Source organism: Diaminobutyricimonas aerilata, assembly GCF_002797715.1.
In the GTDB taxonomy this organism is placed as follows: domain Bacteria; phylum Actinomycetota; class Actinomycetes; order Actinomycetales; family Microbacteriaceae; genus Diaminobutyricimonas; species Diaminobutyricimonas aerilata.
Genome location: NZ_PGFF01000001.1, coordinates 3,072,204 through 3,086,125, shown reverse-complemented (window position 1 = coordinate 3,086,125; position 13,922 = coordinate 3,072,204). Strand labels below are relative to the sequence as shown.

At 71.2% G+C, this 13,922-nt stretch carries 15 protein-coding genes and 1 riboswitch; of the genes, 6 read left to right on the top strand and 9 right to left on the bottom strand.

What is annotated here, in order from left to right; translation table 11 throughout:
• Positions 1 to 35 precede the first annotated feature (35 nt).
• Together CLV46_RS14715 and CLV46_RS16740 are read right to left on the bottom strand one after the other, a co-directional pair.
• Complete coding sequence (locus CLV46_RS14715) at positions 36 to 404, bottom strand: hypothetical protein (RefSeq protein ID WP_157802350.1); 369 nt, start codon at positions 402 to 404, stop codon at positions 36 to 38.
• A 228-nt stretch (positions 405 to 632) separates the two neighbouring features.
• Positions 633 to 1,415 carry a hypothetical protein gene (locus CLV46_RS16740; protein WP_157802349.1) on the bottom strand — a complete coding sequence of 261 codons (783 nt, stop codon included), beginning with the start codon at positions 1,413 to 1,415 and terminating at the stop codon, positions 633 to 635.
• Between the two features lie 181 nt (positions 1,416 to 1,596).
• On the opposite strand from CLV46_RS16740, the gene CLV46_RS14700 reads away from it, so the two are divergent.
• Positions 1,597 to 4,077: an ATP-dependent Clp protease ATP-binding subunit gene (locus tag CLV46_RS14700; RefSeq protein WP_100365471.1), complete on the top strand. Its 2,481-nt coding sequence runs from the start codon at positions 1,597 to 1,599 to the stop codon at positions 4,075 to 4,077.
• A 65-nt stretch (positions 4,078 to 4,142) separates the two neighbouring features.
• Here CLV46_RS14700 and CLV46_RS14695 read toward each other — a convergent pair whose 3' ends face one another.
• Genes CLV46_RS14695 through CLV46_RS14685 form a run of 3 tightly spaced genes read right to left on the bottom strand, consistent with a single transcriptional unit; the run spans position 4,143 to position 7,444 of the window.
• Positions 4,143 to 5,030, bottom strand: coding sequence for an aminoglycoside phosphotransferase family protein (locus tag CLV46_RS14695; RefSeq protein WP_100365470.1), 888 nt, complete (start codon positions 5,028 to 5,030; stop codon positions 4,143 to 4,145).
• Between the two features lie 53 nt (positions 5,031 to 5,083).
• Positions 5,084 to 6,034 (bottom strand): RNA polymerase sigma factor SigJ, encoded by a 951-nt coding sequence (sigJ, locus tag CLV46_RS14690; protein ID WP_342746122.1) that lies wholly within the window; start codon positions 6,032 to 6,034, stop codon positions 5,084 to 5,086.
• A gap of 51 nt (positions 6,035 to 6,085) precedes the next feature.
• The gene (locus tag CLV46_RS14685) at positions 6,086 to 7,444 is read right to left on the bottom strand and encodes an NAD(P)/FAD-dependent oxidoreductase (RefSeq protein ID WP_100365469.1); all 1,359 of its coding nucleotides are present in this window, start codon (positions 7,442 to 7,444) and stop codon (positions 6,086 to 6,088) included.
• A gap of 119 nt (positions 7,445 to 7,563) precedes the next feature.
• On the opposite strand from CLV46_RS14685, the gene CLV46_RS14680 reads away from it, so the two are divergent.
• The 4 genes from CLV46_RS14680 (at position 7,564) to CLV46_RS14665 (ending at position 10,313) form a co-directional block, all read left to right on the top strand.
• A complete protein-coding gene (locus tag CLV46_RS14680; RefSeq protein WP_100365468.1) occupies positions 7,564 to 8,412 on the top strand; it encodes an arginase family protein in 849 nt (282 codons plus the stop codon).
• Between the two features lie 30 nt (positions 8,413 to 8,442).
• Positions 8,443 to 8,952, top strand: a complete 510-nt coding sequence (locus CLV46_RS14675; protein WP_100365467.1) for an amino-acid N-acetyltransferase — start codon at positions 8,443 to 8,445, stop codon at positions 8,950 to 8,952.
• Positions 8,953 to 9,233: 281 nt separating this feature from the next.
• The gene (locus CLV46_RS14670; protein WP_100366084.1) at positions 9,234 to 9,863 is read left to right on the top strand and encodes a hypothetical protein; all 630 of its coding nucleotides are present in this window, start codon (positions 9,234 to 9,236) and stop codon (positions 9,861 to 9,863) included.
• Positions 9,864 to 9,911: 48 nt separating this feature from the next.
• Positions 9,912 to 10,313, top strand: coding sequence for an SseB family protein (locus tag CLV46_RS14665; protein WP_100365466.1), 402 nt, complete (start codon positions 9,912 to 9,914; stop codon positions 10,311 to 10,313).
• A gap of 4 nt (positions 10,314 to 10,317) precedes the next feature.
• Here the strand turns inward: CLV46_RS14665 and radA are convergent, their stop codons facing one another.
• On the bottom strand, positions 10,318 to 11,664 hold the full coding sequence (gene radA, locus CLV46_RS14660; protein ID WP_100365465.1) for a DNA repair protein RadA: 1,347 nt from the start codon (positions 11,662 to 11,664) through the stop codon (positions 10,318 to 10,320).
• 101 nt (positions 11,665 to 11,765) lie between these two features.
• Here radA and CLV46_RS14655 point away from each other — a divergent pair, with 101 nt between their 5' ends.
• Positions 11,766 to 12,146, top strand: a complete 381-nt coding sequence (locus CLV46_RS14655) for a hypothetical protein (RefSeq protein WP_157802348.1) — start codon at positions 11,766 to 11,768, stop codon at positions 12,144 to 12,146.
• Here CLV46_RS14655 and CLV46_RS14650 read toward each other — a convergent pair.
• From CLV46_RS14650 to CLV46_RS14640, 3 genes are all read right to left on the bottom strand, one after another.
• Positions 12,143 to 12,523, bottom strand: coding sequence for a DMT family transporter (locus tag CLV46_RS14650; RefSeq protein ID WP_100365463.1), 381 nt, complete (start codon positions 12,521 to 12,523; stop codon positions 12,143 to 12,145). The genes CLV46_RS14655 and CLV46_RS14650 overlap by 4 nt on opposite strands.
• A 1-nt stretch (position 12,524) precedes the next feature.
• The gene (locus CLV46_RS14645; protein WP_100365462.1) at positions 12,525 to 12,839 is read right to left on the bottom strand and encodes a DMT family transporter; all 315 of its coding nucleotides are present in this window, start codon (positions 12,837 to 12,839) and stop codon (positions 12,525 to 12,527) included.
• A gap of 11 nt (positions 12,840 to 12,850) precedes the next feature.
• Positions 12,851 to 12,912, bottom strand: a riboswitch (guanidine-III (ykkC-III) riboswitch).
• Between the two features lie 192 nt (positions 12,913 to 13,104).
• Positions 13,105 to 13,875 (bottom strand): hypothetical protein, encoded by a 771-nt coding sequence (locus CLV46_RS14640; protein ID WP_100365461.1) that lies wholly within the window; start codon positions 13,873 to 13,875, stop codon positions 13,105 to 13,107.
• Positions 13,876 to 13,922: the final 47 nt, after the last annotated feature.

The window sequence follows — 13,922 nt, the reverse complement described above, 5'->3', positions numbered from 1 at the left end:
CGTCCGTTCGAGGCACGTTCGGCGTACCCGCCGGATCACCCTTTCGGCGCGACCAACAGCGACAGGGCGATGTTCTGCGCGACGAGTCCCACGACGAGCAGGACCATCCCGACCAGCGGGATCCAAATGGTCCGCCGACCGCGGGCCAGGTTCACGACCACGCCGACGAAGACGAGCAGGGAGACGACGGCGACGTACCCGAGCGTCAGCGGCAGGAGCGCTCCGATCGCGTCGCTCGCGCAACGACCCGTGGCGACGCCGCAGGAGTCGACCACGAACATCGACAAACCGGCGCCGAAGGCGGTAGCGATCGCCGCACATCCGTAGACCAGCATGAGCAGGAACAGCACGAAACCGGGAACCCGCGAACGGGCGTTCGAGGCCATCCCCGACGTGGTGCTCATGCTCGCACTGTAGGCGCGGCGGTGTCGGCCGCGACGGAGGCGGAGCCGCCGAGCGTGCCCGTTCGCGACAGAAACGAGCGCGAAAGCGGCGGATTCCGTTGCGAACGGGCACGCTCGACGTCCGTGGCGGACCCGTGAGCGGGATCGGACGTCGAACGTGCCTCCATCCGACGGATCGGGCGCGGATGCGGTGGTGAAACGTCGGATGGAGGCACCCTCGGCGACGCGTCAGGGAGTGGTCGGGGCGTCCTCGGTGGTCGGCGGCTCTTCCGTCGGCGTCGGATCTGTGGGCGGCGGATCCACCGGCTGCGACGGCGCGGGGTCCGGCTGCGTCGGCTCCGGCGCCGGGGCGGGCTCCTCGGCGGGCGGCGGGGCGGGGGCGGGCTCTTCCGGCTCATCCTCGACCGGCGCCTCGTCCTCGGGTTCCTCCTCCACGGGGGTCTGCGACGGAGTGGGGACCTGGCTCGGCGTCGGCGCGCTCGGGCTCGGCGTCGCCACCGGCGCGGGGCCGCCGAACGCCTGCGTCAACAGCAGCACGGTCACGATCATCGCCGCGACGAGCAGACCGCCGACGATCCACCACACCCGGTTGCCGCCGCGTCCGCCGTCATCGTCCGGTGCCACAGGCACGGCCGCGGGCGCCACCGGGGTGCCGAGCGGCGGAGTCACCGGCTCGGTCGGAGCACCGTCGTACACCGGCACGTGCGGGGCGACCACGGCGGGGCCGTCCGGGTCGGCGAGCGAGGCGCGATCCGCGGCGGGCAGCTGCGCCGTCGGCGGCAGCCCGTCATCCACCTCGCCGGGCCGGAACGCCTGAGTCGGCGCATCCGGATCGGCGGCACCACCGCCGGCCGCGGCGCCAGCAGCACCCGCGGCACCACCGCCTGCGGCGGCGCTCCCGGCACCCCCTGCTCCGGTTCCTGCGGCTCCCGCCCCTCCGGCTCCGTCCGCCCCGTTCGGGATGCGGTCGGCCGGCGGCAGCGGCTGTGTGGGGTCGTCGTCGTTCGGCATGCAGAATCCTCCCCGCCCGGATCGGGCACGTTCTCGCACAATCTGCCGCACATCCGCAGGTCGTTGCCAGCCCGTTCAGCGGACTGTCACGCCCCGAGCGAACACGGGAGTACTGAGCAGCCTGCGTCGTTACTCTCTTTGTATCGGCGCCGCCCCGTGCTCGGCGCCGGAGGAGAGTGAGATGTTCGAGAGATTCACCGACCGCGCCCGTCGCGTCGTCGTCTTGGCCCAGGAAGAGGCCAAGATGCTCAACCACAACTACATCGGCACCGAGCACATCCTGCTCGGTCTCATCCACGAGGGCGAAGGCGTCGCAGCCAAGGCCCTCGAATCGCTGAACATCTCCCTGGATGCCGTGCGCGAGCAGGTGCAGGACATCATCGGGCAGGGTCAGCAGCAGCCCACCGGGCACATCCCCTTCACGCCCCGCGCCAAGAAGGTGCTCGAGCTCAGCCTCCGCGAGGCGCTGCAGCTCGGCCACAACTACATCGGCACCGAGCACATCCTGCTCGGACTCATCCGTGAGGGTGAGGGTGTCGCGGCTCAGGTGCTGGTGAAGCTCGGCGCCGACCTGAACCGCGTGCGCCAGCAGGTCATCCAGCTCCTCTCCGGATACCAGGGCAAGGAGCAGGTCGCCGTCGGCGGCAACGACCAGGCCCCCGACAAGGGTTCGCAGATCCTCGACCAGTTCGGCCGCAACCTCACGCAGGCCGCGCGCGAGGGCAAGCTCGACCCCGTCATCGGGCGCGAGAAGGAGATGGAGCGGGTCATGCAGATCCTCTCCCGCCGCTCCAAGAACAACCCCGTGCTGATCGGTGAGCCCGGCGTCGGCAAGACCGCCGTCGTGGAGGGCCTCGCCCAGGCGATCGTGCGCGGCGACGTGCCGGAGACGCTGAAGGACAAGCAGCTCTACACGCTCGACCTCGGTTCGCTCATCGCCGGCAGCCGCTACCGCGGTGACTTCGAGGAGCGCCTCAAGAAGGTCACCAAGGAGATCCGCACGCGCGGCGACATCATCACGTTCATCGACGAGATCCACACCCTCGTGGGTGCCGGTGCCGCCGAGGGCGCGATCGACGCGGCCAGCATCCTCAAGCCGCTGCTCGCCCGCGGTGAGCTGCAGACGATCGGTGCGACCACGCTCGACGAGTACCGCAAGCACTTCGAGAAGGATGCCGCGCTCGAGCGCCGCTTCCAGCCGGTGCAGGTGCAGGAGCCGAGCCTCCCGCACACGATCAACATCCTCAAGGGACTCCGCGACAAGTACGAGGCCTTCCACAAGGTCTCGATCACCGACGGCGCGCTCGTCGCGGCGGCGAACCTCGCCGACCGTTACGTGAGCGACCGGTTCCTGCCGGACAAGGCCATCGACCTGATCGACGAGGCCGGCGCCCGCCTGCGCCTGTCGATCCTGTCGGCCCCGCCGGAGCTGCGCGAGTTCGACGAGCGCATCTCCGCGGTGCGCGCCCAGAAGGAGTCGGCGATCGAGGACCAGGACTTCGAGAAGGCCGCGAGCCTGCGCGACGAGGAGAAGAAGCTCCTCGGCGAGCGGCTGCGCCTCGAGAAGCAGTGGCGTTCGGGCGACGTGGCCGCATCCGGCACCGTCGACGAGGGTGTCATCGCCGAGGTCCTGGCGAACGCGACCGGCATCCCGGTGTTCAAGCTCACCGAGGAGGAGTCGAGCCGCCTCATCTTCATGGAGAAGGCCCTGCACCAGCGGGTCATCGGCCAGGAGGAGGCCATCTCGGTCCTGTCGAAGACCATCCGCCGCACCCGCGCCGGACTGAAGGACCCGAAGCGTCCCTCGGGCTCGTTCATCTTCGCCGGCCCCACCGGTGTCGGTAAGACCGAGCTCGCGAAGGCGCTCGCCGAGTTCCTGTTCGACGACGAGGACGCGCTCATCTCGCTCGACATGAGCGAGTACGGCGAGAAGCACACCGTCTCGCGGCTGTTCGGTGCCCCTCCCGGATTCGTCGGCTTCGAAGAGGGCGGCCAGCTCACCGAGAAGGTGCGTCGCAAGCCGTTCAGCGTGGTGCTGTTCGACGAGATCGAGAAGGCGCACCCGGACATCTTCAACTCGCTGCTCCAGATCCTGGAGGAGGGACGTCTGACGGATGGTCAGGGTCGCGTGGTCGACTTCAAGAACACCGTGATCATCATGACGACCAACCTCGGTACGAAGGACATCACGGGCGGCCCCGTCGGTTTCACGATCGAGGGCAACACCGAGAACAGCTACCGGGCGATGCGCGCGAAGGTGGTCGAGGAGCTCAAGAAGCACTTCAAGCCGGAGTTCCTCAACCGCGTCGACGAGACGATCGTCTTCCCGCAGCTGAGCCGCGACGAGCTGAAGCAGATCGTCGACCTGTTCCTCAAGCGCCTGAGCGAGCGTCTGCTCGACCGGGACATGACGATCGAGGTCTCCGACTCGGCCAAGGTGCGACTCATCGAACTCGGCTGGGACCCGTCGCTGGGCGCCCGCCCGCTGCGCCGCGCGGTGCAGCACGAGATCGAGGACCGTCTCTCGGAGGAGATCCTGCACGGCCGCCTCAACGCGGGCGACCACGTGCAGGTCGACTTCGACGGCACGGACTTCCAGTTCGCCACGGGCCGTCAGGCCGGGCGCGAGCTGCCGGAGGCCGTGGCCGCCGTCGAGGCGTAACCGCTCAGTACGAAGGGCGGCGGATCCATCGGGTCCGCCGCCCTTCGGCGTTCCCGGGGTGCAGGTCAGTCGGCGAGCACCTGCTGCAGCGTGTGCCGGCCGATCGCGAGCATGCGGTCGGTGCCCGTCGAGGCGATGAGCAGGGCGGTGCCGACGAGCACTGCCCAGCCGCGCGCGCGGCGCCAGATGTGAGCGTCGTAGGCGCCGGTCGCCTCGAGTCGTGAGCGGAACGCGGTGCGCGCCTCAGCGTCGAAGCACAGCCACGCGGCGGCGAGGTCGTTCGCCGGATCGCCCTGGCACAGGTCGCCGAAGTCGATGAGCGCCTCGAGTGCGCCGTGCTCGTCGAGGATCATGTTGGCCGGATGCGGGTCGCCGTGCAGCCACAGCGGCACGGAGGGCCACGGCGGCGCCGCGACCGTGTCGTCCCACACCGCGGTGAGCGCCGCGCGTTCCGCCTCGGGCAGCTCGACCTCGCGCAGCCGTTCGCGCGCGAGCGGGTCGCGATCGGCGAGCGGCACGCCGCGGTACACGTTCACGGGGGCGTCGGCCGGGGCGGGGATGTGCAGGGCGGCGAACGCGTCGGCGAGGTCCCGCGCCGCCGTCGCGCGTGCCGCGACGGGGATGCCGTCCATCGGCGTGCCGGTGAACCAGGGCACGATCGACCAGCGCCATGGGAACCCGTCGCCGGGCTCGCCGACGGCGACCGGAGCGGGCACCGCCACGGGCATCCGCTCGGCGAAGCGGGGCAGCCACCGCTGCTCGTGCTCGATCAGCGGCGCGGATGCGGCGCGACGCGGCATCCGCACCGAGTGGTCGTCGCCGAGTCGCCAGATGTCGTTGTCCCACCCGTGCGCCACGAACCGCAGCTCACCGGCGAGCGCCGGATGCTGCGCGGACACGAGCCGCCCGACCGCCGAGGCGTCGAGCTCGATCTCCGCTGCAGGTGTTCCCATCGCTCCTCCGGCGCCCGAGTCTAACGACGGGCGCCGGTGCCCGACCGCGGGCGTCAGACCCAGCTGCTGAGCTTGTCCGGGTTCACCACGAGCCAGATGTCTCGCACCTTGCCGTCGACGACGGCGGCGCTCAGCACTCCGTAGAACGCATCGCCGGCGCGGGCGCCGAACGCGAGCCCGTCGGGCGTGACGACCTCCTCGAACACGAGCGACGGCTGCTTCGCCATGACGCCGAGCAGGAAGCGCGCGACGTGGTCCACTCCGACGATCGCGTTGCGGGCGGCGCGCACGCGACCTCCGCCATCCGACCGGAGCGTCACCCCGGGGGCGAGCACCCGCATGAGCGCGTCGAGATCGCCGTCGCGCGTGGCGGCGGCGAACGCCCGCACCGTCGCGTCGTGCTCGGCACGGGGCACCGCGACAGCGCGCTGCTGCTCGACGTGACGACGTGCCGATGTCGCGAGCTGTCGGACGGCAGCGGGCGATCGCCCGACGACCTCGGCGATCTCGTCGAACGGCACCGCGAAGACGTCGTGCAGCACGAACGCGACGCGTTCCGCCGGAGTCATCGCCTCGAGTACCACGAGCAGTGCCGTGCTCACCGCGTCGTCGCGCACCGCCCGGTCGAGAGGGTCCTCCGTCGCGGCGTGGGCCGTGACCGACGTGCCGGAGGCGGGAGCGGTGCCCGCGAAGAGATCCGCGGGCACCGGTTCCGGCAGCCATTCGCCGACATACCGCTCGCGGCGTGCCCGCGCGGTGGTCAGCTGATCGAGGGCGACGCGGCTCGCGACGCGGGTGAGCCAGCCCGCCGGATTGCGGATGTCCGCCCGCTCGTCGTCGCTCATGCGGTACCAGCGCACGTAGGTCTCCTGCACGACGTCTTCGGCGTCGGCGAGGGTGCCCGTCATCCGGTACGCGAGGGCGAGCAGGCGCCGACGCTCGTCCATGACGTCGCCGAGGCTCGGCGCCCGCCCGGACGCGGCATCCTGCTCGGAATCGCTCACGTCACAACCTTCCCGCGTCGCCGGGTGTCCCCGCCACCCATACCTTCGCGCTCACGCCGCCGTGCGGGAGGCCTCGGCGGGATCGGCGCTCCGTACCGTCGGGCCCGCACCGGCCACGAATGCGCGCCGCGGTTCGGTCGTCGCGGCGAGCGACACGATGTCGCGCCCGCCGAACACGGCGCCGATCCATACGAGCAGCACGCGGATCTTGCGCTCCCACGTCGGCACCGCGAGCACGTGGTAGCCGCGGTGCATGAGCCAGGCGAGCACACCGCGGATGACGAGGCGCTTGTACTGGAAGATGCCGTGGCCGAGACCGAGGGTCGCTACGACGCCGAGGCTGTGGTGCACGTACTCGCGGGGCTCCTCGCCGCGCACGACGGCGACGAGGTTGGCGGCGAGGCGCTTGCCCTGCCGCACCGCGTGCTGCGCGTTCGGCACCGTGCGCGCGCCGGGCATCGGCGACGCGAGGTCGGGAACGGCGGCGTCGTCTCCGGCGCCCCACGCGTCCGGGATCGGCGCCTCGTCGGTTCCGACCCGCAGGTCCGCGCGCACCTGCAGCAGCCCGCGCGCATCGATCGGGAGGTCGGTGTGCTTCGCGACCGTCGGGTTCGCCGCGTTGCCGGCGGTCCACACGATGAGGTCGCTGTCGAACTCATCACCGGAGGAGAGCACGACGTGCCCGTCGACGGCCGACACGAGCTGCGTCTCGAGGTGCACGTGCGCACCGCGCTCCTCCAGGTGGCGCACCACCCACCGGCCCGGTTCATCCGTGACCTCGGGCAGGATGCGGCCCTGCGCCTCCACGAGGTGGAACGCCACCTCGTCGAAACTCAGTTCCGGATACCGGCGGACGAGCGAGCTCGCGAGCGAGAGCGCCTCGCCGAAACCCTCGACGCCGGAGAACCCGCCGCCGACGAAGACGACGGTGAGCAGACGTTGCCGCTCGGGGCCGCGCGGCAGGACGGCCGCGCGGTCGAAGGCGGTGAGCAGACGGTCGCGGATACTGACCGCCTCCTCGACGTTCTTCATCCCGATCGCGGATTCCAGCAGCCCGGGAATCGGGAAGGTGCGGGTCACCGCACCGGCCGTCACCACGACGATGTCGTAGTGCAGATCGAACGACGGGCCCGCGGCGGGTTGCACCGTGGCCGTCTTCGTCGCGTGCTCGAGACGGGTCACGCGTCCGGCGACGAGTCGCGTGCGGTGCAGGTGCTTGCGCAGCGACACCGCGACGTGGCGCGGCTCCACCGACCCGGCGACCACCTCGGGCAGGAACGGCTGGTAGGTCATGTAGGGCCGCGGGTCGACGATGGTGACGTGGGCCTCGTCGGGTCGCAGCCTCTTCTCGAGCTTCCAGGCGGTGTAGAACCCGGCGTACCCGCCGCCGATGATGAGGATCTCGGTCATCGTGCGCTCCTTCCGTTTCGCGCTTCACCTGTACGACGACGCAGGGCAGGCGGATGTGAGGTGCGGCGGGTCGCGGATCGGCCCTGTCGTGCCGCGGACGGCGCGCGTAGCGTGTGCGCATGATCGCGCTCATCGAGGTGCCGTTCAATTCGGCCGGAACCGATTCCGGAGTCGCCCGGATGCCCGCCGCGCTCGCCGATCGCGGTCTGCACGACATGCTCGGCACCGTCACACGGCATCCGATCACCGTGCGGGGTGCGGTCGCCGAACGGGGTGAGCATGGGTTCCTCGCCGAGCACGCCCTCGGGGCGATGGTCGACGACGTGCGCACCGCGGTGACTCGCGCATGGGCGGAGTCGCGCACCCCCGTCGTGATCGGCGGGGACTGCCCGGTGATGCTCGGCGCGCTCGCCGCTCATCCGCTCGGTCTCGTCTTCGTGGACGGGCACGAGGACGCCTGGCCCCCGAGCGACGCGACGAGTGGTGAGGCGGCGGACAGCGAGCTGGGGATCGCGCTCGGGCTCGTGGCGGCGCCGCCGCCGCTCGGGCGCTTGATCGATCCCGGCAGAGTGCTCGTGCTCGGGCCGCGCGACGCCGACGAGCTCGAGGCGGCGGGCGTTCCGCGCGTCGGCTCCCTGGTGCGGATGCACGACGCCGAGTGGCTCGCGCGCGCGACCTCCGACGACCTCGCCGACGCCGTACGGCAGACGGCGGCGCGCGCATCCGGGGCCTGGTGGGTGCACATCGACCTCGACGTGCTCTCCACGGCGGCGCTCGCCGCCGTGGACTACCCGCAACCCGGCGGACTCGACTGGCACGAGCTCGACGCGGTCGTCGACGCCGTGCTCTCGGTGCCCGGCTGCCGTGGGGCCAGTGTCGTCATCTACAACCCCGATCTCGACGGCGGGGCCGCCGCGGCGCGCATCGCCGAGTTCGTCGCGCGGATCGGTGCGCTGCTCGAGGAGTAGGGTCGGAATCCCGAGTCGAGAGGTGGCCGCGTGAGCGAGGGGTTCCACGTGCGTCGCGCGCGCACGAGCGATGTCGCCGCGATCGAGCACCTCTTCGAACCCTTCGTGCAGTCGCGCATCATGCTCGGCAAAGACCGCGTCGTGCTCTTCGAGACCGTGCAGGAGTTCCGCGTCGCCGAGTCCGACGCGGGCGAGATCATCGGATGCGGTGCGCTGCATGTCGTGTGGGAGGACCTCGCCGAGGTACGCACGCTCGCGGTGCTGCCGGAGTGGAAGGGGCGCGGCGTCGGGCACGCGATCCTGCTCGCCCTGGAGGACCAGGCGCGCGACCTCGGCGTGCAGCGGCTGTTCTGCCTCAGCTTCGAGGTCGACTTCTTCGGGCGGCACGGTTTCGTCGAGATCGGCGACGACCTCATCCCGCCGGAGGTCTACGCCGAGATCGTGCGCTCCCCGGACGAGGGCATCGCCGAGATGCTCGAGCTCGCCCGGGTGAAGCCGAACACGCTCGGCAACACCCGCATGCTCAAGACCCTGGACTGAGTCGCTTCGACAGGCTCCGCGACCGTTCCCCGAGCCTGTCGATGTGAGCCAGCCGGCAACCGGGCCCGATCTTCAGCCGCTTCGACCGGTCGGCGTGCCGCGGCACTGAGCGCGGATCCCCGGCGCGACGCGCCGCCGGAGCTGCCGTCACACCGGCGTGCCGCGGAACGGGTCCGCGCTCGCTGCTGTCGCGGGCACGCTCGGCGGGGACGATAGCGGCGTTGCGGCGGCGCGCGGCGTGGGTGCACGGCGCACGGCGGGTCGCGACGTACCCTGACCGCATGTCGACGTTCCGCAATCCCGTCGGCCCCCAGCCGGCCAAGGTCTACTGGCGCCGCCGTCTGATCGTGCTGCTGGGACTGCTCGCCGTCATCCTCGTCATCGTGCTCATCGTCGTGCGCCCGGGTTCCGCGCAGTCCGCCGGGGGAGACGACAAGCCGGCCGACACCGCGGGCACCGCCGAGAGCTCCTCGCCGACGCCCGAGCCGATCGAGGCCGATGGCGACGCCCCGGCCTGCTCGCCCGGCAGCGTCACGCTCACCGCCGTCACCGACAAGGGCACCTACGCGCCCGAGGAGACGCCGCAGCTGTCGTTCTCGCTCGTCAACACCGGCACCGCGCCGTGCCTCCTGCCGGTCGGGTCGGATGTGCAGGAGTACGTGATCACGAGCGGACCCGACACCATCTGGTCGTCGAAGCACTGCCAGAGCGCCCCGCAAGCGCAGGAGATGATCCTGCAGCCGAACGAGCCGGTCTCACCCGCCCCCATCCCGTGGGATCGCACCCGGTCCGACCCGAGCACCTGCGAGGCGGAGCGTCCGCTCGTGCCCGGCGGCGGCGCGAGCTACCACCTCGCCGTGACGGTCGGCGAGATCACGAGCGACGAGACCCGGCAGTTCCTGCTCAACTGAGTCGCCGCGCATCCGGCGAGCCCGGGCGGATTCGCTAGCCTGGACGGCATGGCACGACCGATCCAGTCCGACGACCGGAACTACCAGTCGCCCCAGCTGGCGGATGCGCTCGAGAAGCAGGATACCGCCGCCGTCGCGCTCGCGCTGCGTCACGGCAAGGTCGTGGTGCCGCTGCTGGATGCGCCGGGACCCGACCAGGTGCGGGTGTTCCGCCGCGAGGGTGCGGAGAAGTACATGCTGCTGCTGTTCTCCTCGGTGGCGAACTACGTGGCGATGACTCCGACGGAGCAGAACCAGCGCGTGGTCATGTACGACCGGGCGCAGCTGCACGACTTCGTCGCCCAGAACGAGGGTCTGCTCGAGGCGGTCGTGTTCGACCTCGCCGGACCGCACGCGATGCAGGCGGAGCCCGCCGAGATCGTGAAGGCGCTCGAACTCGAGGCCGAGTAGCGCCCTAGAAGTCCGGCACCTGCACGAGGTCGGGCGCGGCGCGCATGAACGCGCGCCGGATCGCATCGCTCAGATTGTGCCGCGAGCTGTCGAGCACCTCGCTGAAACCGAGGCGCTTCGCCTCGGCGAGTCGCTGACGGCCGGATGACGCGGGGCGGATCTCGCCGGCGAGGCTGATCTCGCCGACCGCGGCGAGCGTGTGCGGCAGCGCCCGTTCCCGCTGCGCGCTCGCGAGCGCGAGGGCGATCGCGAGGTCGGCGCCCGGCTCCTGCAGGCGGATGCCGCCGACCGTCGACACATAGACGTCGTGATCGGAGAGCTTGATGCCCGCCCGGCGCTCGAGCACCGCGAGCAGCATCGCCACCCGCGACGAGTCGACACCGTTGACCACTCGTCGGGGCTGCGGAGCGGCGCTCTTGACGATGAGCGCCTGCACCTCGACGGGGATCGCCCGGCGGCCTTCCACGGCGATCGCGACGCACGTGCCGCTCACCGGAGAGCTGCTGCGCGAGAGGAACAGTCCGCTCGGGTCGGGCACCTCGGCGATGCCGTCGCCGGTCATCTCGAAGCAGCCCACCTCATCCGTCGGTCCGAAACGGTTCTTGAGCGAACGGATGAATCGCAGCGCCGTCTGCCGGTCGCCTTCGAACGAGCACACGACGTCGACGAGGTGCTCGAGCAGCCGAGGGCCGGCGATCGAGCCGTCTTTCGTGACGTGCCCGACGAGCAGCACGGGCAGGTCGCGTTCCTTGGCGATGCGGGTGAGCGTCGCCGCCACCTCGCGCACCTGCGCCGGTCCGCCGGCGAGTCCCTCCGACATCGCGGATGACACCGTCTGCACGGAGTCGACGATCACGAGCTGCGGGACCACCTGGTCGATCTGGCCGAGGATCGTCGCGAGATCGGTCTCGGAGGCGAGGTAGAGGTTGTCGCTCAGCGCACCGGTGCGCTCGGCGCGCATCCGCACCTGGTTGACGGATTCCTCGGCGCTGACGTAGAGCACCCGGCTGCCCTGCCGGGCCGCGCGGGAAGCGACCTCGAGCAGCAGCGTGGACTTGCCGACGCCGGGTTCGCCGGAGAGCAGGATGGCCGCGCCGGGCACGATGCCGCCGCCCAGCACCCGGTCGAACTCCGCGATGCCGCTGGGCCAGCGGGCGGCGCTCTCGACGCCCACCTCGGTGATCGGGCGGGCGGCGCGCGACGCGGCCACGCGCGCCGGCGCGATCGTGCGGGTGGGGGCATCCGCCTCGACGATGGTGCCCCACGACTGGCATTCACCGCAGCGACCGGCCCACTTGAGGGTGGTCCATCCGCATTCCGTGCAGCGGAAGTTCGCGGTGGTGCGGGCCATGCGTTCAGCCTAGGCGTCGCCGCGGACACCGGGCCCTCGCGCCGCTGGGGTGTGGAGGGGGCGCGCTGGTGCAGGGGAGGCGCATGCATCAGGATGGCGCCGTGAGCATGGACATCTTCCTGCAGGACTTCGCCGACGCCCCCGCCGACAAGAGCGAGGCCGTGCAGCGTGTGCTCGGCCCCTACTTCGACGAGTCCCGCGGAGCGATCATCACCGCGGACGGCGATGCCGAGGTGTATGGCGCCGACGACACCCCCGTGAACGGGCTCATGTTCACGCACGTGACCGGCGAGGTCGCGTGGGACCTGATGTACGAGGTCGCCGTGGCGGCCGACTGGGTGATCATGCCGGTCGGCGGGCCCGTCTGCATCGTCTCGGAGGAACAGCGCGCGACGATCCGCGAAGACCTCGAGGACGTCGCGGTCGTGCTCGTGCATTCCGGCACGGTGCTGCTCGCCGTCGCGACGACCGTCGCCGGTTAGGTGCGCTCGGATGCCGGTCGCGTCGCCTCCCCGACGCGCTCCGGCCGGTCGTCGCGCGGCCGGGAGGGCACGAGCTTCAGCCCGATCACCGCGCCGACGATTCCGGCGAGGAACACCAGGCGCCATGGCGACACCGGTTCCGCCCCCGTCGCCATCGCGTAGCCCACGGTGAGCGCGGCGCCGACACCCACCCACACGGCGTACGAGGTGCCGATGGGGATGTGCCGGGCGGCCCAGCCGAGTCCGATCATGCTGACGAGGAGCGCGAGCGCGAAGACGACGGTGGGCACCGGGCGGGTCAGCCCGGCGGACTGACCGAGCGCCGTGGCCCAGACGGCCTCGAACACGGCGCTGACGAGCAGCACGAGCCACGGCACGTCAGCTCACCGCCTTGAGTCCGGCGACACAACCGACGAGCAGCACGAGCAGCAGACTGCGACCCCAGGTCGCCCGCTCCCGTCCGGTGAGCATGCCCCACGCGACGGTGAGGGTCGCGCCGATGCCGACCCACACCGCGTACGCCGTGCCCGTCGGCAGCCCCGTCATCGCGAGGGCCAACCCGGCCATGCTGACGAAGAGCGCCGCCACGAAGACGACGGTCGGACCGGGGCGCCGGAACCCCTTCGACGCCGCGAGCGCGGAGGCCCACACCGCCTCGAGAACTCCGGAGAGCACGAGCACGATCCACAACACGACGGAACCCTTCCGAGTCAGTCTTGTCGTGTGCGGGTACTGCTCCCTCGTCCGCTGGCCCATCGGGCGCACGCCGATCGTATCCGGCGCGTGTGAACGGCGGCTGTGCAGCGGCGGGGCGCATCCGTGTAACGGTTCGGACTCGGTCCCGTCGCAGGGAACCCGAGCGGACTAACGTGTCCCGCGGATGGGGCACGCCCCCATCACCTGATACGCGGAGCGCGCCTGCACAACGGAGTGCAGGGGCGCTTCGTGTGTGCGGGGCTCAACCCTCGTAGGCGCCGCGCTCGACGCGGCCCCGCGTGGCCTGCGCACGGGCCCGCGCCTCGAGCCTCTCCTCGAAGAGCCGTTGCGCAGCGTCCTGCACGCCCGGGGCGAGCGGCGCGCTCTCGGAGCGGCTGCGTCCGTTCCACCTCTCGATGTACGCATCGAGTTCGCGACCCGACTCCCAGGACGTGATGAGGCAGTACCGCGGCTCGGTGCCCTGATGCCACACCGAGTGCCACAGGCGCTGCGTGTCGACGATGAGCTGCGTGCCGGCAGGCAGGGCGATCCGCGTCTCCGTCGACGGATCGAGGCGGTCCTCGCGGAGGATCATGAGCGACTCGCGGTCGTCGCTCAGATTGAAGAAGCCGCGCACGATCCACCCGGAGTTGTCGGGGTTGAGCCGGTTGTTGTCGTCCTGGTGCTGGTTGAACAGCGCGTCCGCGTATCCGTTCGGCTGCAGCTCGATCACCCGGCAGCGGCCGACGTTCGCCCCGGGCTCCTCGGCGCGCGCCTTCAACCGCGGCGCCTTCTCGACGTTCGCCCGCACCCACACGCCGTCCTTGTCGGTGCGGGGAGGGGTGTGGTTCCAGAACCCGTCGACCTCCATCTCGCCGAACGCGCTCGCGAGCGGTGCGAACCGGGTGACCCCCGACGACCTCCAGTCCACGTACTCGAGGTCGAGCCACTCTTTCGGGTCGCTCGCCTGGTCGTAGGCGTCGAGGATGACGTATCCCGTCTCGTCGAACGCGGCTGACCTGATGTAGCTCATGGGTGGACCCTTCCGTCGGCGGCGGTCACCCGCCCCCAGCAGGCTAG